The organism is Paenibacillus oryzisoli (assembly GCF_050467285.1).
Taxonomy (GTDB): Bacteria; Bacillota; Bacilli; order Paenibacillales; family NBRC-103111; genus Paenibacillus_E; species Paenibacillus_E oryzisoli_A.
On the sequence record NZ_JBCMUN010000020.1, the window covers coordinates 1 to 21026 of the forward strand.

General features: G+C 53.5%; 12 protein-coding genes and 16 tRNA genes. 21 read left to right on the forward strand and 7 right to left on the reverse strand.

What is annotated here, in order from left to right; genetic code table 11:
• Positions 1-78: 78 nt before the first annotated feature.
• The 18 genes from ABE504_RS27645 (at position 79) to ABE504_RS27730 (ending at position 5102) form a co-directional block, all read left to right on the forward strand.
• Positions 79-154: transfer RNA gene (locus ABE504_RS27645), tRNA-Asn, on the forward strand.
• 3 nt (positions 155-157) lie between these two features.
• Positions 158-249: transfer RNA gene (locus ABE504_RS27650), tRNA-Ser, on the forward strand.
• A gap of 43 nt (positions 250-292) precedes the next feature.
• A tRNA-Glu gene (locus tag ABE504_RS27655) sits at positions 293-367 on the forward strand.
• A gap of 15 nt (positions 368-382) precedes the next feature.
• Positions 383-455 (forward strand) — tRNA-Val (locus ABE504_RS27660).
• A 56-nt stretch (positions 456-511) separates the two neighbouring features.
• Positions 512-588 (forward strand) — tRNA-Met (locus tag ABE504_RS27665).
• Between the two features lie 11 nt (positions 589-599).
• Positions 600-676, forward strand: a tRNA-Asp gene (locus tag ABE504_RS27670).
• A gap of 16 nt (positions 677-692) precedes the next feature.
• A tRNA-Phe gene (locus ABE504_RS27675) sits at positions 693-768 on the forward strand.
• Positions 769-784: 16 nt separating this feature from the next.
• A tRNA-Thr gene (locus tag ABE504_RS27680) sits at positions 785-857 on the forward strand.
• 10 nt (positions 858-867) lie between these two features.
• A tRNA-Tyr gene (locus tag ABE504_RS27685) sits at positions 868-949 on the forward strand.
• 10 nt (positions 950-959) lie between these two features.
• Positions 960-1033 (forward strand) — tRNA-Trp (locus ABE504_RS27690).
• 14 nt (positions 1034-1047) lie between these two features.
• Positions 1048-1120 (forward strand) — tRNA-His (locus ABE504_RS27695).
• Positions 1121-1139: 19 nt separating this feature from the next.
• Positions 1140-1211, forward strand: a tRNA-Gln gene (locus ABE504_RS27700).
• Between the two features lie 14 nt (positions 1212-1225).
• Positions 1226-1300: transfer RNA gene (locus ABE504_RS27705), tRNA-Gly, on the forward strand.
• Positions 1301-1312: 12 nt separating this feature from the next.
• Positions 1313-1386: transfer RNA gene (locus tag ABE504_RS27710), tRNA-Cys, on the forward strand.
• A gap of 6 nt (positions 1387-1392) precedes the next feature.
• Positions 1393-1481, forward strand: a tRNA-Leu gene (locus ABE504_RS27715).
• Positions 1482-1500: 19 nt separating this feature from the next.
• Positions 1501-1579, forward strand: a tRNA-Leu gene (locus ABE504_RS27720).
• A 159-nt stretch (positions 1580-1738) separates the two neighbouring features.
• On the forward strand, positions 1739-3526 hold the full coding sequence (locus ABE504_RS27725; RefSeq protein WP_430095102.1) for a histidine kinase: 1788 nt from the start codon (positions 1739-1741) through the stop codon (positions 3524-3526).
• Entirely contained in the window at positions 3501-5102 is a 1602-nt protein-coding gene (locus ABE504_RS27730) for a response regulator transcription factor (RefSeq protein WP_430095104.1), read from the forward strand. The genes ABE504_RS27725 and ABE504_RS27730 overlap by 26 nt, the downstream gene beginning before the upstream one ends.
• Before the next feature lie 59 nt (positions 5103-5161).
• On the opposite strand, the gene ABE504_RS27735 is transcribed toward ABE504_RS27730, so the two are convergent.
• The 6 genes from ABE504_RS27735 to ABE504_RS27760 form a co-directional block, all read right to left on the reverse strand.
• Positions 5162-7378, reverse strand: coding sequence for a helix-turn-helix domain-containing protein (locus ABE504_RS27735; RefSeq protein WP_430095106.1), 2217 nt, complete (start codon positions 7376-7378; stop codon positions 5162-5164).
• Positions 7379-7495: 117 nt separating this feature from the next.
• Complete coding sequence (locus ABE504_RS27740) at positions 7496-9163, reverse strand: extracellular solute-binding protein (RefSeq protein ID WP_430095107.1); 1668 nt, start codon at positions 9161-9163, stop codon at positions 7496-7498.
• A gap of 104 nt (positions 9164-9267) precedes the next feature.
• Positions 9268-10143 (reverse strand): carbohydrate ABC transporter permease, encoded by an 876-nt coding sequence (locus ABE504_RS27745; RefSeq protein ID WP_430095109.1) that lies wholly within the window; start codon positions 10141-10143, stop codon positions 9268-9270.
• A gap of 12 nt (positions 10144-10155) precedes the next feature.
• Entirely contained in the window at positions 10156-11151 is a 996-nt protein-coding gene (locus tag ABE504_RS27750) for an ABC transporter permease (protein WP_430095111.1), read from the reverse strand.
• A gap of 118 nt (positions 11152-11269) precedes the next feature.
• Positions 11270-12394 (reverse strand): glycoside hydrolase family 88 protein, encoded by a 1125-nt coding sequence (locus ABE504_RS27755; protein ID WP_430095113.1) that lies wholly within the window; start codon positions 12392-12394, stop codon positions 11270-11272.
• A gap of 851 nt (positions 12395-13245) precedes the next feature.
• Complete coding sequence (locus ABE504_RS27760) at positions 13246-16845, reverse strand: polysaccharide lyase family 8 super-sandwich domain-containing protein (protein ID WP_430095115.1); 3600 nt, start codon at positions 16843-16845, stop codon at positions 13246-13248.
• A gap of 348 nt (positions 16846-17193) precedes the next feature.
• Here ABE504_RS27760 and ABE504_RS27765 point away from each other — a divergent pair, with 348 nt between their 5' ends.
• The 3 genes from ABE504_RS27765 to ABE504_RS27775 all read left to right on the forward strand — a co-directional run bounded on the left by ABE504_RS27765 (position 17194) and on the right by ABE504_RS27775 (position 20793).
• The gene (locus tag ABE504_RS27765; RefSeq protein WP_430095117.1) at positions 17194-18177 is read left to right on the forward strand and encodes an ABC transporter permease; all 984 of its coding nucleotides are present in this window, start codon (positions 17194-17196) and stop codon (positions 18175-18177) included.
• 18 nt (positions 18178-18195) lie between these two features.
• Positions 18196-19149, forward strand: a complete 954-nt coding sequence (locus tag ABE504_RS27770) for a carbohydrate ABC transporter permease (protein ID WP_430095119.1) — start codon at positions 18196-18198, stop codon at positions 19147-19149.
• 87 nt (positions 19150-19236) lie between these two features.
• Positions 19237-20793 (forward strand): ABC transporter substrate-binding protein, encoded by a 1557-nt coding sequence (locus ABE504_RS27775; protein WP_430095121.1) that lies wholly within the window; start codon positions 19237-19239, stop codon positions 20791-20793.
• A 48-nt stretch (positions 20794-20841) separates the two neighbouring features.
• Here ABE504_RS27775 and ABE504_RS27780 read toward each other — a convergent pair whose 3' ends face one another.
• Positions 20842-20955, reverse strand: coding sequence for a YjcZ family sporulation protein (locus ABE504_RS27780; protein WP_430095123.1), 114 nt, complete (start codon positions 20953-20955; stop codon positions 20842-20844).
• Positions 20956-21026: the final 71 nt, after the last annotated feature.

The following is a 21026-nucleotide window of genomic DNA, read 5'->3' on the forward strand; positions in this document are numbered from 1 at the left end:
CAATGTAAACCTAAAGTTAAAACAACGTTTCGTATCTAGTTTTCAAGGTGCAAGCCTTGAGTCTAATAGCATGTTTATTCCCTGATAGCTCAGTTGGTAGAGCACTCGACTGTTAATCGAGTTGTCACAGGTTCGAGTCCTGTTCGGGGAGCCATATGGAGAGGTGTCCGAGCTGGCCGAAGGAGCACGATTGGAAATCGTGTAGGCGTCACAAGCGTCTCGAGGGTTCGAATCCCTCTCTCTCCGCCACTAACTTCATATCAAAACGTGAAGTTTAGTTGTGAAATAATATGGCCCGTTGGTCAAGTGGTTAAGACACCTCCCTTTCACGGAGGTAACAGGGGTTCGAGTCCCCTACGGGTCACCATTTAGTTTAAATCATGGAGGCTTAGCTCAGCTGGGAGAGCATCTGCCTTACAAGCAGAGGGTCGGCGGTTCGATCCCGTCAGCCTCCATCATGTATCTTAAAGTAAAGCTTGATTTACTTCGATACATCACTTATACTTAACGACGCGGGGTGGAGCAGCTCGGTAGCTCGTCGGGCTCATAACCCGAAGGCCGCAGGTTCAAATCCTGCCCCCGCAACCAATAATGACTGTGGAGCCGTGGTGTAGAGGCCTAACATGCCTGCCTGTCACGCAGGAGACCGCGGGTTCGAATCCCGTCGGCTCCGCCATTATAATATCAAGTAAGGCTTTGTAGCTCAGTCGGTAGAGCAGAGGACTGAAAATCCTCGTGTCGGCGGTTCGATTCCGTCCAAAGCCACCATTTTTCAACTTAATAAGCCGTTGTAGCTCAACTGGTAGAGCAACTGACTTGTAATCAGTAGGTTGGGGGTTCAAGTCCTCTCGACGGCACTGTATGTATGGAGGCTTAGTGAAGTGGCTAAACACGGCAGACTGTAAATCTGCTCTCTCCGAGTTCGGTGGTTCGAATCCATCAGCCTCCATATCCTTTCTAGGGGCATAGTTTAAAGGTAGAACAAAGGTCTCCAAAACCTTTGGTGTGGGTTCGATTCCTGCTGCCCCTGCCAACTAACTTCATATGGCGATCGTGGCGAAGGGGTTAACGCACCGGTTTGTGGATCCGGCATTCGTGGGTTCAAGTCCCATCGGTCGCCCTCTATTGGTTAACCATAATGGGGATTAGCCAAGCGGTAAGGCAACGGACTTTGACTCCGTCATGCCAAGGTTCGAATCCTTGATCCCCAGTTTTATACAATTATGCGGAAGTGGCTCAGCGGTAGAGCATCGCCTTGCCAAGGCGAGGGTCGCGGGTTCGATCCCCGTCTTCCGCTCCAATGTTGCAATGAGGCGCCATAGCCAAGTGGTAAGGCAGAGCTCTGCAAAAGCTTTACCCCCAGTTCGAGTCTGGGTGGCGCCTCCAACACTTGCCGGAGTGGCGGAATCGGCAGACGCACAGGACTTAAAATCCTGCGGTAGGTGACTACCGTACCAGTTCAAGTCTGGTCTTCGGCACCATTGTTTTACAACTGAATATGCCGGCGTGGCGGAATGGCAGACGCGCTCGACTCAAAATCGAGTGGGAAACCGTGGAGGTTCGAGTCCTCTCGCCGGTATCAAAAAACGTATGAAATCATCAGATTTCATACGTTTTTTCTTTTTATACAATTGTCTCAAAAGTGCTATGTAAGTGCCTCTGACTGGTAGTAAAATAAGATTAGCTGCTCTACAATGGAAGCGCAGGCCCACTATACAGGATCGAGGCGGGGAACGCATTGCAACTGGTTAATTCGGTGAGATTTAAGATTTTTGTAGGCTTCGTGTTGGTGGTGGCGCCACTCGTCATTTTTTTGATTTTTAATAATGTATATTCGATGAATGTGGTGCGGGATCAAATCTCACAAAACTACAGCAAGCTGCTAATTCAGTACGTGGAGGACACGGATAATACGCTGAAAGAGTTTGATAACTATTTGTTCCACTTGTACAGCGATCCGGATGTCATCAATATGGACTTATATGCGATTGAGACGGATGATTATGTGCTGGCCAAGCAGCGGGTGTTTAATAAGCTCAGTCGGCAGCTGGATATTTACAACCTGGTGAATACGTTTTTTGTGTATTCGCCGGTGACAGGCGATTTACTGGTTTCGACGCGTGAGAACACGTACTACTATGATCGCGTACAGACAGTGAAGCAATTTATAAGCGAAAACGCTGCCACGCGGCCGAACGACAGTTCGAACGGGAACTGGCTTGTCATGACGGCGGCGAGCGGCGATAACTATTTGATGAAAATCAACAAAGATTTGGGAGCGGGCCTGTCCGGCGGCATTTTGATTAAGATGAGCAGCTTGGCGGAGCCGCTCAGCCGATGGAATACAGGGCAGGGCGGAGGCGCCCTGGTGGTTGCGCCGTCGGGGGAGCCGCTCACGACGATGTATTTTCCGCTGGAGCGCTATCGACAGTTTAGCGATCAGCTGCAGTTGGAGCCTTCACGCACACGCATCGTGAAGGATAAGGAGCAGGACGAACAATTCCTGATTGTTCGGGAAGCTTCTACGCATGCCGCGATGGAGTTTGAGCTGATCGTCGCGGAGAAAAATATGCTGCAGAATTTGCCGAATCTGCAGCTGTTGATTTATTTTTTACCGGTAGGCGGAGCGGTGGTGCTGGCCTTGTACTTGCTCTACTTGCAGCGGATTCTGGTGAAGCCGCTGACGCAGTTGATGCGCGGGATGCGCAGAATCGGGCAAGGGGAGCTGTCCGTGCGCCTGCATGAAGGGGGCTCGACGGAGTTTGCTTTTCTGATCACGACGTTTAACAACATGGTGGATCAGATCGAGCATTTGAAAATCTCCGTGTACGAGGAGAAGATACGGGTGCAGCAGGCGGAGTTTAAGCATTTGCAGGTGCAGATTAATCCGCATTTTTATATGAACAGCCTGAACATTATTTACAATCTCGCGGCGCTCAAGGATACGAAGGCGGTGCAGAAGATGGCGCTGCATCTGGCAGACTACTTCCGCTTCATTATGCGGACGAACCGGACGACGATGACGCTGGAGGATGAAATTGCGCATATTCGTAACTATCTCGAGATTCAGGCGATACGGTATCCGGATGATCTGGTTTTTCAGCTGGACATTCCTGAGCCGTATAAGCACGTTGAGATTCCGCCGTTGGTGGTGCAGCCCTTTGTAGAGAATGCGATCATCCACGGCTTTACGAAGGCGTACGGAGCGTTTGAGATTCGAGTGAGGGCGGAGAGGGATGCCCAGGCGCCGGAGGATTTTTTTCTGCTGCGCATTGAGGATAATGGGAAGGGCTTTCAGATGGAGCTATTGCCGCTGCTCAATTCGGCGCAGTATCTGGACCAGTCCGGGGACGAACATTTGGGGATCTGGAATGTCAGGCATCGGCTGCAGATGAATTTTGGGCGTGAGGTTGGCATACATTTTGGGAATCGCGGAGATCATGGAGCGGTCGTGACGCTCAGGCTGCCTTGGCTTAAACACGGGGAAGGGAAGAAGGATCATGATGAACTTGCTGGTCGTGGATGACGAGAAGTTTGCGGTCAAAGGCATTACGGTCGGTATCGACTGGTCGGAGATGGCGATTGGCGGCATTTATGAGGCGCTGGATGTCGAGGAAGCGAAGCGTATCTTGTCGACGCAGCGGATTGACATTATGATCTCCGACATCGAAATGCCGGGCGCGAACGGGCTGCAGCTGCAGGAGTGGGTGCGAGCGAATTCGGCGCATACGGAGACGATTTTTCTCACGGGGCATGCGAACTTTGAATATGCCCAGCAGGCGGTCAGGCTCGGGAGCTTTGACTATGTGCTGAAGCCGGTGGACCATGACCGTTTGCAGCAGATTGTTGGCAGCGCGATGGAGAAGATTCGGGCGGACCAGGAGCAGCAGGATTTCCACGAGACGTATAAGACGTATTATCAGCACTGGGTGAGTGAGCTGCCGGCGATTGTGGAGCGGTTCTGGCAGGAGCTGCTCGGCGGCAAGATACCGGCGAATCCGGAGCGGTTAATGCGGCATTTTCAGATGTATGAGCTGCCGCTCCAGATGACGAGCACGATTTTGCCGATCCTCATTTCCGTGGAACATTGGAAGGAGACGCTGAATGCCCGTGACGAGGAGATCATGGAGTACGCGATTCGCAAGGCGGCGGCAGAGCTTATTGTCGCGGAGCAGAAGGGCTGCGTGATCCAGGAAAGCGGATCGACGCTGGTGCTGCTGTACGATGCGGCGGCACGCTTGTCGCAGCAGGAAGTGAAGATGAGGTGCGAAGCGTTCATCGCGGCGTGCAATCGGTATTTTCAATGCAGCTTATCGTGCTACATGGGCGCGTATACGGCGCTGACGGATGTAGCGGTGCGGGTGGCGGATCTGTGGCAGGCGGAGCGGAATAATGTGACTCGGAGCAACTGTGTGCTGGCGGAAGCGGAAGCGGCGGATGGGGCGAGCGGCAGAAAGCGGGAAGCGCCGTCTTTTGGCGATTGGAGCGTTTTGCTGGAGGCTGGGAAAAAAGAGGAACTGATTCATCGCATTCAGGAAACGATTGCCCGCTATCAGGGGGAGGAGATCGGCTCGGAGACGGTGGAGGCCTTTTACTATGGCTTGCTGCATCTGGTGTACCAGGTGTGTCATAGGAAGGGGCTGGCGGTGCATGATTTGCTGCCTGCGCAGGAGCTGCAGGATTACGCGGGGGCGACACGTTCGCTCCATCAGTTGCTGAGCTGGGCGATCCGCGTCGCAGGGAGCTGCTGTGACTATATGAACGAGCATTTGAAGGACGTATCGGCGGTCACGATGCGCGTCTGCCAATATATCGAGGCGCATCTGCACGAGGAGCTGAGCCGCGAAGAACTGGCCGCTGCGGTGTATCTCAACCCAGCGTACTTGTCCCGGTTGTTCAAGAAGGAGACTGGGCTCTCGATCTCGGAGTTCAGCCTCAAGGTTCGGATGGAGCGCGCGAAGAAACTGCTCGCGGAGTCCAATGACAAGGTGAGTGCTGTGGCCGAGCAGACGGGGTATTCCCATTTTTCCTTTTTCGCGAAAATGTTTAAAAAGTATACTGGCTTGTCCCCGCAGGAGTATCGGAAGAGCTTTCAGGGGTAGAAAAAACCAGCAACCGCAGAGGGTTGCTGGTTTTTTGGCGTGGAGCGCGCGGGAGACGCTTACTGATGGACTTTGCGGTAGTCCCCGGGCGTGACGCCGACGGTTTTTTTGAACGTTCGGATAAAGGACATCGGGTGCAGGTAGCCGACTTTGCCGGAAATGTCCTGAATCGGGAGATCGGTGTTACGCAGCATGTCTTTGGCATGCTCCATGCGCACCTGGCATAGATAGACGACGAATTTTTCGCCGAATTCTTCTTTAAAGAGCGTGCTCAGGCTGGAGGTGTTCATGTTGAACTGTTCGCCCAGCATTGCGAGCGACAGATCGGGATTATCGAAGTGCGACTCGATATACTCGCGAACCCGGCGGACGACGGCGTGGTTGCCCTTCTCTTCGCGAAGGCTTCGCATGAGGCGTGTGCAAGCGGTCAGGCGTTCCTGATAGAACGATTCCAACTCATCGAGCGTTTCGAGCGAGTCCATGCGGGCTTCCCATTTGGCGCGGAATTCGGTGTTCCATAGTTCCTGGTACTCGGGCGGCAGCTCCATCATTTCTCTTTGGAAGAAGAAGTTCATATAGATGAGAACGCCGTCGATTTCTTCCTTCGGCAGCAGCAAGGAACGGAGGCCGTTAAAGAGCAGGGTCAACTGCTCCTGCCAGCCGTCGTTGCCGACGCGGAAGGACTGTGCGATGGTCCGCACGTACTGTAAGTACACGAACAGATCGTCGTGGGAGAGCACTTCGATTTCCCAATGGCCGATGACGCGGTTACTGCCGAGCGCCGATTTGTAGCTGAGTGCTTTATTGGCCGACTCATAGGACTGCGCAATGGCGCGGGCATCCGAAACGGCTGTTCCAATGCCGAAGGTGACGGTCAGCTTCAGATTCTCGAGCAGCCAGACGCGAATCTGCTCAGATTGCGCCAGGATTCGGCTGCCGCCGTGCAGCGGTTTCTCTTCGTCGGAGTCAAAATAGATAACGCACAGCCGATGATTGGTCACCCATTCCTGCCAGATGCGCAGGGAATCGGCTTTGGCGGTCTCGTCCACAACCTTGGTCAGGATGTATTTGAACAAGCCCTGATCTTCATGTGAATACTGCCGGATAAACTCCGGATATTTATCGATTTCGATGATGCTGACCGAGGCGCCTTTCAGCGTTCCGATCTTCATCTCGCTGAGCTCCTCGCGCCACTCGCTGTCGCTGAGCGAGCCGTTGCCTTCGACGAGCTCCTGAAACACGCGCAAGCGGCGATAGCGCTTGTTCTCTTGCGCGCGGTGCTCATAGTCCTGCGTAGCCTCGATCATATTGCTGAGCGTAAAGTCGATATAGCCGAGCTCGTCCGTGGAGGGCTCTTGAATAGCGGCATGTTGATGCTGCTGGTTGTACTTCTGAATGCGGGACATCATCGTCTCGATCGGCTTGTAGTTTTTACGGGAAATGTAGACCATCCACCAGATGCCTAGAACGAGCCCGAGGAAGCCTACAATCAGCCAGCCGCTGGTTAAGTAGCTGAAGAGGTTGCCGAAGGACTTCTCTTTTAATCCACTGTGATAGGTCCAACCAGTGTAGGCGGAGGTGAGGATGATGTCTTCGGTACCCGCAGGACCTTTGTCTTGATGGAACAGAGCGTTGCCTTGCTGGTCCGTGACTGAGATGTAGCTGACGTCAGAACTGGCGAAATTGCTTAAATACGACTGAATAGCTTCTATATTAACGTTGACCACCATCAGGGCAATCCCTTTGCCGCTGAGGGGAACGCCTTTGGCGATGGTAATGACGCTTTCTTTCTCGGTACTGTCAGGGAAAATCTGGAATGTGCGCGGACTACTCCAACCGTTCGGGCGCTCGCTCAGGTTGTCTTCGATAAAGGCGCGGTCAGCGAACTGATCTATGATGAGCTTGGTCTTGTCCGTAACGATCGCGCCGTCACCGGCGCGATAGATGTAGACCGAATCAATCCAGCTATTCGTGTTAAGCATGCTTTCCAGCAGCCGCGAGAGGTCGATGATGAATTCAGGAGAGCTCTCCATGCCGGCAAAATACGTCAATTTGGCGTTACGGGATATGGTTTCCATCATCATAAGCTCGATGGAGCGCAGTGTGGTGTCGATATTGTTTTGCAGATTTTGCGCATAGACGCGGCTTGATTTGGTGGCTTCCTTCTGGGAAAGCTCACTTAGCTGGACGATGCCGATAAAGGCAAACAGGCAAACAAGCAGAAGCAAGACGGGCAAATACGAGAGAAGCAGCCGGTGGAACCAATTTTTGCTCATAGTTGTAACACTCCTTCGAATAGGACCGTCTTCAGTCTACCACATAATTCTGCGTGCATAGAAGGCAGTGGAAATGAGAGAGAAGGCGAGTGAGGTGCTCGCCTTCGAGATGATGCTTTACTTTTTCATATATTGGTAAAAATCTTTGGTGAAGATGACGCCGTTATTTTTGTAGTCGGTATAAGCTTTCTGTTGGAAATCGTCAATTTTCTTGCCGCCGCTCTTGTCCCAAGCTTCTTTCGCGTCTTTGATCGCTTGCTCGGTCGTGTAGCTGCTTCCGCTGACGATCGCTTTCGTGATCGTGTTCGTGATCGTTGTTGTTGCGGTGTTATTGATGACAACGAGGTCATCGGTAAGTGTCACCGGCAGTGTCAGGTCGTAGTAGAGCGGACGATCCGGCGAAATGTAAGCATCGCGGCCTTGGGCGATCAGGTCGGCATACTGTTTGTCGATCGGCTTGCTCAAGTTGAGCGACGTGTTCACGAACTCGGCGCATTTGCCGAATTTATACGTTTGGCTAAGCATGGAGAAGTCGGCGTTCCATGTGAGCTCTTTCTTGTTCTTCTCGACATCGATCGGTTTCGGGCAGCCGGTTGTCGCGTCTTTCTGATAGTGGACGCCTTCCATACCGTACTGCAGCGTATTCGCTGTGGCATCGCTCATTAACCAATCGACGTATTTGATGACGGCTTCGACGTTTTTGGTCGTTGCGTTGATCGCCGCATCAAATTGGAACGGCGTTGCGCCTGCCGGGGAATATTGCCCGAATTCCGTTTTGGGCAGCGGGATGATGGAAACCTCGGCATTTGGATTGTTTTTCATTAGCGTATCGTAGATGCCATAACCTTTCGTGCCTTCCAGGCCATCGCCTACGTACATGCCCAGCTTGCCGTTGACCCAGTCCTGTTGGGCTTTCGCGCCAGTTTTATCTGCGAAAATATCTTTATCTACCGTTCCGGCATCATAGAGACGCTTTTTCAGCTCGGTAGAAGCTTGGAGACGGTCCCAAGAGCGAACGTACTGGTCGCCTTGAAGGTGGTACATCCAAGCAGGCGAGCTCGGCTCAAAGCCATAGAACATATCGATGTCTGTGAAAATAGAACCGAGTGTATCCTTCTTGCCATTGCCGTCTGGGTCCTGCTCGGTAAATGCTTTCGCGACTTGGAGATATTCTTCGGGCGTTGTTGGGGCTTTCAGGTTCAATTTTTTGAGCCAGTCATTGCGAATCATCAAATAGTGGTTCGTGGAAGCGGGCAGCAGGCGTCCGAAGAAGAACGTTTTGCCGTTATAAGATGTCAGCGTTTTAATAATCGGGTTATCTTTCAAGAACTGCTTATACGTTGTGGAATACTTCTCAATAGCGTCGTCGAGCGGGATGATTTGACCTTTCGCAGCAAGATCTTTCATATACGCATTGGAGAATTCTAAAATGAGATCAGGCGCATCGCCGGATGCGAAGAGCACGTTCCACTTTTCCTGCGAATTCGTTCTAGGGACCGGTACAAACTCGACGTCAACCGGCGCATTTTCATTAATCCATTTGGTCCAGCGGTTGTCGGTAATTTTACCTTCACCTTCAGGGACGTTATTGCGATCGTAGATGGACACTTTAATTTTCGGCTTCGGCCCTTTGGTCGCTGCTGCAGTTGCGGAAGAAGTGGAAGCTGCGCCGGATGTACTTGTCGCTTCATCGGACTTGTCACCGCATGCTGTAAGCAGTACACTTCCTATCAGCATAAGTGCGAAAGAGGTTGTAACGGTTTTGTTGAGCAGTTGTTTTTTCATTGTGTAGACACTCCCCTTGTCATATTGTCGCATATTTTGGACTGCTTTCAAACTGTCTTACACGGAATGTGTGTGATCACCACCTAGGCAAAGTATGGAAGCCATTAGCCTTTCACGGCACCGATCATAACGCCCTTCACAAAATAACGCTGCAGGAACGGGTATACGATCAGCATCGGAACCGTCATGACGATAATGCCAGCGGCTTTAACCCCTTCCGGTGTGAGCGAGAGGGCAAGATCAGGTTGAACGTTGGCCATTTCCTGCATGAGGCTGGAATTTTGAATCATTTGTTGGATCAGCACAGCCATGTTATGTTTGCTGGAATCGTTGATGTAAATCAGAACACTCATGAACGAGTTCCAATGGCCCACCGCATAGAATAAAGAGAGCGCTGCCAAGACTGGCGTGGAGAGCGGCAGCACGATTTGGGTGATCAGCCGCCATTCCGAACAGCCGTCAATTCGCGAGGCCTCTTCGAGTTCCTCGGGCATCCCTTCAAAAAAGCTCCGCAGCACCATCATGTTCCAGACGCTGACGAGGCCGGGCAGCCAAAGCGCCCAATACGAATTGATGAGGCCGAGGCTTTTGAGCAGCAGGTAGCTGGGGATGAGGCCCGCGCCGAACAGCATGGTGAAGATGATGCCGAACGAGTAGACTTTGCGTCCGATGAAGTAGCGTTTGGACAGCGGATACGCCGCCATAATGCTGGCGACCATATTGAGCGCCGTCCCAACGACGGTGATGACGACGCTGTTGCGGAACGCTTCCACAACCGGCGTTTCCTTCAAGAGCGCTTTATAGCCGCTGAGCTCCAGATTCACCGGCCAGAAGGCGATGCTTCCAGAGGCGATGGCGTGCTTATCGCTGAGTGAAACGGCCGCGATATGAATGAGCGGAAGCAGGCAGCTCAGCCCGACGAATGCGAGAATCAGATAGTTGACGGTGTAGAATATTTTTTCACCGGTCGTATGCTTCATGGTGGTTCCTCCTTACCATAGGCCTTGGCCGAAACGTCTGGCGATTCGATTAGCGATGACGACCAGCAGCAGGCCGACCAGCGATTCGAATAAGCCCATTGCGGTAGCGAGACTGAATTGCGCTTGCTGAATACCGGTTTTGTACATAAAGGTTGAAATGACCTCGGAAATTTCGGCAACGGTATTATTTTGCAGAACAAAGACTTGATCAAAGCCGACTTCCATCAGATGGCCGATTTTGAGAATGAGCATAATAATGGCCGTAGGGATGATGCCTGGCACGGTGATTCGTATGAGCTGCTGCCATTTGTTCGCCCCGTCGATGCTCGCGGCTTCGTACAAGCTTTGGTCGATGGAGGTAAGTGCAGCCAGATAGATGATGGCGCCCCAGCCCGCTTCTTTCCAGATGCCGGACGTCAGGAAGATCGTGATCCACGATACGTCTTTGTAGAGGAACGGGTACGTGAAGCCAAACAAGCTGTCCAGGACATGGTTGATAGCCCCTGTGCTTTGCGAGAAGATGGTCACGACGATGCCACCGATAATGACCCAGTTCAGAAAATGGGGCAAGTACACGAACGTTTGCACGATGCGTTTAAACCACATTTTCCGGACCTCATTCAACAGTAAGGCGAGAATAATCGGCATCGGAAAGCCGACGATGATGCTGAGTCCGCTCAGGCGAAGGGTGTTCCAGATAATGTTCGTCATCTGTTTCGTAGAGAAAATCAGCTTGAACATATCCAGTCCTGCCCAGGGACTGCCCCAGATGCCTTTGATGAACGTGTACTTTTTGAACGCGATCACAAGGCCCGTCATCGGATAGTACTTAAAGATGAGAAAGTAGATCAGAATCGGTATAAACATGATGTAAAGCGGAATGTTTTGTTTCAGTACCCGTTTGGTGTATTTGCGCTGCAGCCAACCGGTTCTGACAACTGGCTTCGCATCGGTGGCTGGCGGGATGGTGGTGGTCACGGAAGAGACCGAGTCGTCCATCGATTTCATTGCTGCTGTCACTTCCTCTCGGTTGAAGTAAGGCTATCGTATAGCAGGCGCGCCTTGGCGCTCAATATACATGATTTTGTGCGATTAACAGGGGGCGAAAAGCGCTCTGCTATGCGATTTATCTCGTCCATGGCCCCCAGAATCCGGACTTGCCTTTCAGCTTGGCCAGCGCTTCCATGTAGTAGTAGTCGCCGTAGATGAGCGGCCGGTCGACGTTCTGGTTCATCGGCAGGTTGCCGGTGCCGTGAAGCAGGATCGCTTCTTCGGTGTCGTCGGCCTGGTAGTTCGTATACAGCGAGTTCAGGATGCCGAGTGCCTGCTCGTGGTAGTAGCGGCCTTTCTCGCCGCCGACGATGTCGGCCAGGTCGAGCAGCCCGGACGCTGTAATGGCGGCGGCGCTGGAGTCGCGCGGCGCGCCTTCCTGCGTCGGCAGGCGGAAGTCCCAGTAAGGGACGACGCGGTCTTCCGGCAAATGGTCCAGGAAGAAGGCAGCGGCGCGTTCGGCGGCATCGAGGAATTCCCGGCGCCCTGTGTGCCGGCAGCCGAGCGTCCAGCCGTAGATGCCCCAGGCGGCGCCGCGTGCCCAGGCGGACCCTTCGGCGTAGCCTTGGCCGCCACCGGCACCGGTGCGTTCACCCGTCTCGGGATCGAAGAAGACGACGTGGTGGACCGAGCCGTCGCTGCGCAGGAACTGCTGCGCAGCGGTGAGGGTGTGCGCGACCGCTATGTGGCGGAAGCGGGGATCATGGGTCTGTTCCGTGGCCCAGTACAGCAGGGGCACGTTCATAAGGCAGTCGATGATGGCCCAGCCGATGCGCTCGGGTTGATTCCAGGCGCGGATGAAGCGGCCCTGGATGTTGAAGCGGCCGGCGAGATGGCTGGCGGCCAGCATGCCTCTGCGGTGAGAGGCTTCGCTCTCCGTGATTTGCCACTGCGCGAGCGAGCTCAGCGTCCACATAAAGCCGATGTCATGGCTTAATGCGCTGTAGTCCTGCAGCAGCGCGTCGAGCTGCGCTTCGCAGTCTTCGGCGATGGCACGAAGCTCTTCGTCACCGTGCTCGCGGTAGACGAGCCACAGGAGGCCGGTCCAGAAGCCGGCTGTCCAGTACACTGGCGGCATAAGGTGGTACTCGCCGTCGATGGAGCCATGCGGGAAGCGTGCGCCGATGCGCAGGCTTGCTTTTTTTATTTTGCGGGCACCTGCGTCCCAGGCTTGTTCGATCCATTCAGGTGTCGTATGCATAAGATGATCTCCACTCCTTCTCTTGTTGCGTTCCGCGGCTGTGCTTCTGTGTGAGCGGTTTGGCTTGCTGCGGGAACACGCTTAGCTTACTGCGCCTGGGTGGGAGCGCTCAATATACATGTTTTTGCAGGATATACAGCGGGGAGAGTACGGGGGGGATGGCGGGGCGTGCGGAGTGAATGGGGAGGGGGAGAGCTGTAGGCGTGGCAGTAGGTAAGGCTGTTGGGCGAGGCATATAGTGGGTAAATAGACATGTTAATTCCTGAAAAATTGTTAATCCCGGATACTTCCAGGGGATGGCCGGCTGGTGTGATGCGAGAGCTGTATTTTGTACAGTAAAGTGTGGGGAGGTGGAGGGAATTTTGAGTGTTTTCCTGCAGAAAGGTAGGCGTAAAATAGCCGACAGATTCCACCAGACGAGTTGCTGCCCGAATAAGCCGACAGACGAGTGCCACCCGAATGGTTCCTTACGAATAAGAGGGGTAAACCGCTACTATTCCTGCGAACTACGGCAAATCCGGAGAAATAAGAGTGGCCAACCACTTCTATTTGTGAAAACGCACTGGATTTACCGCCTATCTTCTCCCAATAGAAGTGGTTTAGTACCCTTATTTCCGGGAGACAGATGGATGCGAAAGAAATAGAAGTGGTCTACCGCTTCTATTTCGGGAAGCCTACACCGACTTCGCATCCACTAGCTGGAAGAGCTGCTCATTCGTCGTGGTCAACATAGGTCTTCCCCATCCAGTAAAAAAGAAGGGGGAGCCAATCCCCCTTCTTCCAACAGCAGTATCATGTTTCTAGCAACGCAACGCGTGCATCCGGTCTATCCCGTTAATGTAACGTGCCGCTCACGGTTTATAGCTGACCTTCACATCGTCGATGCTCATCGAGCTGGCGTTGCCGGCGATGGAGGAGATGAGTTTATCCACTTTCGTCAGTCCCGAATAGCGGTAGTTCCACTGCGAGCCGCGCAGTTCGCCGTTGATGTAGACGTCGAATTTGTGGGTCGCGGTGTTGATGACGACTTTCAGGCGGTACGGCTCCCCATTGGTGGTGGAGGTCAGCAGGTTCGTCTGTGTGCCGCCATTGTAGCCCCAAATCTTGCCGTTCTGCATGATGATGTGCGCGGCGTAGCCGTTCGAGGTCAGGCTGCTGTCGCCGAGGACCAGCGCATTTTTCCAGTTGTTATCGTCTGCGGTGACGGTCGCTTCTGCAATCAACGTGCTGCCGGCCGGCGCGGTAAACACTTGATACGCCTCGGCTTTGCCGGTGGTGGAGACGGTCGTCAGTTTGGCCGCTTTGTTCCCAGCGAGGCCGCTGGCATTCTGCACGACGCCCGTATTCCCGGAGACGCCGCCATTATCGAACGTCCAGCCCCCTTGCCCGTTCAAGTTGCCGAGCGCGAGGCCGTCAAAGTCCGTATCGATCAAGGTGTCCAGCGTTAGCGGCGCATACGAGATTTTCACGTCGTCCACGCTCATGGAGCTGGCGTTGCCGGCAATGGAGGTGGAGAACTTGTTCAGCGTGTTCACCCCCGCATACCGGTAGCTCCAGTTGGAGGCGCGGAGCACATCGTTGACGTAGACGTTGAATTTTTTCGTCGACGCGTTGATGACGACTTTCAGATGATACGGCTGGCCATTCGTCGTGCCTGTTAAAATATCCGTTTGGGTGCTGCCGTTATAGCCCCAAATTTTGCCGTTTTGCATGATCAGATGCACAGCCGAGCCGCCACTGGTCAAGCTGTTATCCGCGATAACCAGCGCATTTTTCCAGTTATTATCGTCTGCGGTAACTGTAGCCTCTGCGGTAATGTAGCCATCTTGCGGCGCGCTAAAGATTCGATTCGCGACTGCACCGCCGCTGGTGGAGGTGGTTGTCACTTTCAGCGACTTCGCGGCATAAGCGCCGTTTACCGGCGAGACGATAACGGATTGCCCAGTGGCGCCGCCGTTGTCGAAGGTCCAGCCGTTGTGCCCGTTAAGGGAACCCAGGGTCATGCTGTTAAAATCTTCGTTCACGGCATAGCCCGTGACCGCTCCGCCGACAGGCGCTGCGAAGAACGCCTTGATGCTTTTGCCGGCAGCACCGTTCACGTTAACGGTTAGCATCGTCGTGCCGCCGCTCGTGCTGACGGTGATGCGGGAATCTTTGTAAGCCAGCGGGCCAAGACTCTGCGTCAGCGTCAGCTGGATCGTGCCCGTGTTCTCCATCGTCGGGTCGGAGACAGAGACTTCGGTGCCGTTCTCGCTCGTACGAACCATGACTGACGCTTTTTTATTGGATGTAACGCCGCTCACTGTTTTCGTCGCGTTCTGCCAGAAATTGATGCCGAGGGCATTCAAATTATTTTCCCGGACCGCTTGCGCCTGCGTGCTGTTCTCGATGATCGTCACGTCCGGTGCCGCGGCGTAATTCGCAACTTGCGTCGTTGTTTTATTCGGCAGCAGCACATACGCATACGTTCCGGCCGTCGGTGCATTGCCGTGATCCAGCCATAAGGTCATAAAGTTCCGAGTGTAATTAACGAAATATTCAGGGGTCAGCGCCGGATCGCTGTAGTAGGTGTTGATGCTGTTCCAGTTGGCGGTGCGGGCTTGACGCAGCCCTTTCACGGTTGTCGCACTCGGGAAGTAGTAGCCGATGTCCGCGCCTGCCGTGTTGCCGGCAAGGTGCATCCAGTTTACGCCGGACATTGTCTCCGACCAGCCGAGCGAGGAGGATTTCGTCGTGCCGCCGACCGTCAGCGCGTTATTGCCGCTGCTATTCAGCTTGCGGTTCTCGATAATGGTCTCGACCGGCTTCGTCGTTACGGAAGATTGAATACCGGCGCCAAGGTTGACGATTTCATCGTCGAACTGGAACCAGGACTTGTAGGCGGACATGGACGAGTCCGGAGCGATAACTTGCATGCCGGTCACGCCGTACAAGCCGCCGACGTCGGTACCGCCGACCCAGTTAGAGCCGTTCTTCAGCTGTCCGCCGGGCTCGCTGTTCTGTACGACGGTCGTGCCTGCCAAACGATGGCTGTCGACTGTCGGCCAGAACGCATCGTGATACTGGGCGATGTCGGTATTATACAGGTAGGTCATCCCGTCGCCGGTGTGCCAGCCTTTTATATTCTCCGTATTGACATTCTCGTAGTTGCCGACACGCCCCGAGGACATGCCGACACCGAATGCAAAGCCAGGTCTGCGCTGCACGGCCCTCGCCATATTCGGATACTGTTTGTTCCCGTATAGATCGCCAGTGGCCACGATGGAAGCGTCATTCATAATCGCTTTCGTCTGCTGGATAAGCTGAATCGAGCCCAGACTCGCATAAGGCGTCGGGGACGTGGCATCGCCCATCCACTGCTTCACCATGGACTTATAACGTGCGGCGTCGGCTGGGTTTGGAGCGGAGTAGGCCAGCCGCACCAATGATGAGCCTAATGCGCCCACTGTCGTGACGCCCAGGTTGTCGTTGGCGACGCGGGCGATGTTCCGTCCGTTCACCATTTCCATCATATTATCTTTATAGAGGAGCGGCTCGTAAGCGTTGTAGATCCACTCATACACATGGCTGAGATCCGTATCGGTAAAATCCCAGGTCGAGCCGGCAATCAGGTACATGATTTGCGTCAGATTATCGAGCAGCGAACGACCGTAGCCGGCGTTATATGGAATTAGCGCCGTGTGCTGAAGGAACGAGCCGTCGCTGTAGAAGCCTTCGCCTGATGTGACATAGTCGAAGACAGGGCTCATGCCGTTCACGCCGTTCGTGATTTTGGTGCTGTTCTTGGCCAGAATGCCTCCGGTAATCATAATATTGCACGTCCAGACGCGGTTAGCGCCCGTGTTGGAGGAGGTGAACGGCAGGATCTGCCAATCGATGACGGCCTGCCAGTTATTGATTTGCGTCGTGCTCAAATAGGGATAGAGCAGGACGGAGATGGCATTGATCGAAAGGGGCGAAGAGATTTGCCAGTCGAACCAGTTGCCGTAACCGCGCTTAGGCACGCTGGTGTTGTAGCGGTTCGTGTACATCCAATCCATGGCGCTGATGATGTCGGCGCGCAGCGTCGCGTTCTGATATAGGGCGGAGCCGTTCGTACTGTATGCCGTGGCCATCGTTTGAAGCCGGCTGTAGCTGCCGGAAACGTGGGTGGAGTTCATGCTCGCGCCGAGCGGATCTCCGAGCTCACTCCACAGATAGGTGCGGCCTGCGGATTTGTTCATCGTGCTCCAGAACTGCTGAGCATTCGTATCCAGAGCCGTAATCTTCGGGGCAATATCGGGATCCAGCGGGTTAAACGAGGTGCCGCCGGTAATGACGTCATACAGCTTGAGGCGCAGCGTATCATACTCATCGCTGGCATAAGCGGTACGGTTTGGAACGAGCAGCAGACTGCATAATAAAGAAGCAACAAGCAGCATAGCGGTGATGGTGGACATTTTACCTTTCAAATTCCTTCCTCTCCTTCGCTTGGGTGTTGGGACAACTTGAAAGCGATTTCAAATCTAACGAATTCACCTCCCCAGACGCGATAGCACACAGCCAAATGTGCCCATTCAACATACAATTCGCCGTCTCGATCCGGCAATATACAAATTTTTGAGCCATATACAGAACGACAGCCATGTGACGATAACGCCTGCCTGCAGTACTCGTGCCTCGGAGCAGTTAGATCTGATCATTCATCGCCCATGTCACAGAACTGCTGATTCGGTCATTTCCAGGATAGAGATTTGGCTTGGGAAAATTTACAATAAGCTTACAGAACAGGAGCAAGCAGAAAGGAGCGCAAGAAGCAGATGGAACATACGCCCAAAGCGGCAGTGCAGACGATGCCTGCGAAAGCTGTGAAGCGGGAGCGGGTGAGATCGACTTTTTTACGGACGGTCCGAAGATACTGGATCTTCTACATCATGATGGCGCCGGCGGCTCTGCTGCTGATCATCAATAATTACATTCCCATGGCGGGCGTTCTGATCGCCTTCAAGAATGTCAACTACACGAAAGGCATCTGGGCGAGCCCTTGGATCGGTTTCGATAATTTCAAATATTTGTTCGCCAGCGAATCGGCCTGGGTCATTACGCGAAATACGATTTCGTACAATGTCGTGTTCATTGCGCTGAATCTGGTGATCGCCGTCGCCATGGCTGTCCTTTTTAATGAAATGCGAAGCAAGTTCCTGGCGAAATTCCACCAAAGCGCGATGTTCCTGCCATTCTTTCTCTCGATGGTGTGCGTGGCTTACCTTGTATACGCTTTCCTTGGGGCGGAGCATGGCTTCTTGAACACGGTGCTGCTTCCGAAGCTAGGGATTCAGCCCATCGATTGGTACACGGAGCCGAAATATTGGACGGTCATCCTGCCGATCGTGAACACGTGGAAAAACCTTGGCTACTACACGGTCATTTACATGGCGGCCATTCTTGCCATCGATCACGAGTATTATGAAGCCGCCTTAATGGACGGCGCGAGCAAATGGGCGCAAATCCGTCGTATCACCATTCCGCTCATTATGCCCGTCATGATTACGATGACGCTGCTGCAGGTCGGGCGCATTTTCTATGCGGACTTCGGGCTCTTCTTCCAAGTAACGAAGAATGCCGGCGCGCTGTTTCCGACGACGCAGGTTATTGACACGTATGTGTACCAGACGTTTCTGACGATGGGCGACATCGGGATGTCGTCTGCGGCGGGACTGTATCAGGCGGTCGTCGGCTTCCTGCTTGTCCTGGTCACGAACTTGTTCGTTAGAAAAGTGAGCAAAGAGAACGCCCTATTTTAAAAGGAAGGAGTGTCTGTTGTGCGTGAAACCTCCATCACAGCGACGTCCAGCCAGCCCCGTATCCGCAAGACGAGGGGGCCGAATGAGCTGTCCGCTCCGGCAAACTTGCTGGTGAACGTGTTTTTCTGGCTGTACACGGCGGCTTGTCTAATGCCGCTGGCCCTGGTCATCATCGTTTCATTCTCGGATGAGAAAGGCGTGCTCATTCACGGGTACAACTTCATTCCTGAGGCGTGGAGCTTGGAAGCGTATAAATTTATGTTTAAGGATTGGCATCAAATCCTGCGATCCTTTGGCATCTCGGTGTTTCTGGCGACCGTCGGCACGGCGATCTCCCTTATCTTGATGTCGCTGTATGCTTATCCGATTTCCCGAAGCGATTTTCCGCATCGTAATTTCTTTTCATTCTTTATGTTTTTCACGATGCTGTTTAATGGCGGACTCGTTCCGTGGTATCTTGTATACACCCAGCTGCTGGATCTGAAAAATACGCTGGCCGCGCTCATGCTGCCGCTGCTCGTCTCCGCGTTCTTCGTGCTGCTGCTGCGCACGTTTTTCGCCAGCTCGATTCCGATGCCGCTGATTGAAGCGGCCAAGATCGATGGCGCCGGCGAGATTCGCATCTTCTCCCGGATTATCCTGCCCTTGTCGATGCCGGTGCTGGCGACGGTGGCGCTGTTCCAGGTGCTTAACTATTGGAACGACTGGTTCCTCAGCCTCGTGTTCATCTCGGGCAGCAAGAACATCAATCTGCAGTTCATGATGTACAAGACGATGCTGGACATTCAGTTCCTCAGCTCTAATTTGCAGGCGAGCCAGGGGTTGTCGCAGGCCGGTGGGATTTTGCAGCTGCCGACGGAGACGGTGCGCATGGCAATGGCCGTGCTCGGCATCGGGCCGATCGTGTTCGCGTATCCGTTTTTTCAGAAATATTTTAAGAAAGGTCTCACGGTAGGTGCGATCAAAGGGTAATTTCCGCAAGGCTTGTCCCGGTAAACGGTCATCCCGCTTGCCGGATCAGCATACAGATCGATGATAAAAAAGGGAGGAACATGTTCCATGAAAGTGTTCAAAAAAGGCACGATTGTCGGTTTAACATCCCTGTTTGCACTATCGCTTACTTTGGCCGGCTGTTCGTCTTCAAACAGCAACGAGCCTACGACCAGCACATCTGCGGCTCCTGCCGCATCCGAGAAACCCGCTGCGACGAAAGCCGCAACAGGCTCGGACTTGAAGCCGTATGAAGTGAAGCTCGTCTATCCGGGGACGCCGCAGCCGGACCAAGCCAAGGTCGAAGAGGCGATGAACAAAGTGCTCAAGGACAAAATCAATGCGAGCATCAAGCTCATGCCGATCGATTGGGGGCAATGGGACAACAAGACGAATCTGATGATTGCGTCTCGCGAGGAATTTGACATTTTGTTCACGGCGCAGTGGAACGGACATGCGGTGAACGTCGGTAAAGGCGCGCTCATGCCGCTGAATGATCTGCTTACGCAGTACGGCAAAGGCATTACGGATGCGCTCGACCCTGCTTTTCTCGAAGGCGCCAAAATTAACGGTAAAAATTACGGAATTCCAACCAACAAGGAATTGGCCGCTTCCGGCGGTGTCGTGTACCGCGCCGACATTGCGAAGGAGCTTGGCATTGATATGGGCAAGGTTAAAACGATGGCAGATCTCGGGGATGTGCTGAAAACGGTTAAGGAGAAAAAGCCGGAAATGACCGCCCTATTCCTGCGAGACGGAGATAACCTTAATGCGCACTATATGGCACAGTACGATTATCTCGGCGACAGCACGATCCCGGGTGTGATTCTGAAGGATGGCAGCGACACGAAGGTTGTGCCGAAGTGGGATCAGCCGCGTTATAAGGAGATTTTGAAGCTGACGCGCGATTTTATGCAAAAAGGCTTCATTAATAAAGATGCGGCGACCACGCAACTGTCCGGTCAGGATGCCATGAAATCCGGCAACGTGTTTATGATTACCTCCTCGCTCAAGCCAGGCAAAGATGCCGAACTCGCGAATGCGACGAATCTTGTCGGCAAGCTGGGGCAAATCGAGCTGACGCCGCGCACCATTTCCACTGGCGATACGGCGGGTTCGATGCTGGGCATCTCCGTGACATCCAAAGATCCGGCGCGTGCGATGATGGTCATTAGCCTGCTGCATACCGACAAGCAATTGAACAATCTCATCAACTTCGGTATCGAAGGCGTGCATTACACGAAAGTGTCCGACAACATTATCAAAGCGACGGATGCAGGCAAAAACTATGCGCCGGGTGCGGCGTGGCAGTTCGGCAATGAGTTCCTGAACTATCTATACGACAACGAAGATCCGCAGAAGTGGGAGAAATTCAAGGAATTTAACAAGTCGGGCAAAAAGTCCCCGGGACTCGGCTTCACCTTTGACTCCGAGCCTGTGAAAACGCAAGTCGCCGCTGCGGTCAACGTCGGCAAAGAGTTTGATGCGACGCTGGACACGGGCTCCGTCGATGTCGATGCGTCCTTACCGAAGTATCAGGAGAAAATGAAAGCGGCCGGTATCGATAAAATCATTGCCGAGAAGCAGAAGCAGCTCGACGCGTTCCTGGCAGCCAACAAGAAATAGCCTTATGTAGAAGGAGCCGGGTTCCTCAGAACCCAGGCTCCTTTACGATTACCAAGCGTAAGTCATCGTTACGATAACGAGCAAGATGAACAATACAAGAACAGCAGCAGCGGATGTATATCCACCTCCACAAGCAGCACCAGTACCTACACCAACACCCATTCACGTCACCCCCCATCGCAAGGAATGCTCTCTGTCGGAATCGGATGAGAGACAATACTATCCTATGGAGA

Excerpts from the sequence above, each read along its gene's own strand:
- ABE504_RS27765 (WP_430095117.1), top strand. The coding sequence starts at position 17,194 with ATGGAACATACGCCCAAAGCGGCAGTGCAGACGATGCCTGCGAAAGCT.
- ABE504_RS27745 (WP_430095109.1), bottom strand. The coding sequence starts at position 10,143 with ATGAAGCATACGACCGGTGAAAAAATATTCTACACCGTCAACTATCTG.
- ABE504_RS27780 (WP_430095123.1), bottom strand. The coding sequence starts at position 20,955 with ATGGGTGTTGGTGTAGGTACTGGTGCTGCTTGTGGAGGTGGATATACA.
- ABE504_RS27730 (WP_430095104.1), top strand. The coding sequence starts at position 3,501 with ATGATGAACTTGCTGGTCGTGGATGACGAGAAGTTTGCGGTCAAAGGC.
- ABE504_RS27740 (WP_430095107.1), bottom strand. The coding sequence starts at position 9,163 with ATGAAAAAACAACTGCTCAACAAAACCGTTACAACCTCTTTCGCACTT.
- ABE504_RS27775 (WP_430095121.1), top strand. The coding sequence starts at position 19,237 with ATGAAAGTGTTCAAAAAAGGCACGATTGTCGGTTTAACATCCCTGTTT.
- ABE504_RS27755 (WP_430095113.1), bottom strand. The coding sequence starts at position 12,394 with ATGCATACGACACCTGAATGGATCGAACAAGCCTGGGACGCAGGTGCC.
- ABE504_RS27735 (WP_430095106.1), bottom strand. The coding sequence starts at position 7,378 with ATGAGCAAAAATTGGTTCCACCGGCTGCTTCTCTCGTATTTGCCCGTC.
- ABE504_RS27750 (WP_430095111.1), bottom strand. The coding sequence starts at position 11,151 with ATGAAATCGATGGACGACTCGGTCTCTTCCGTGACCACCACCATCCCG.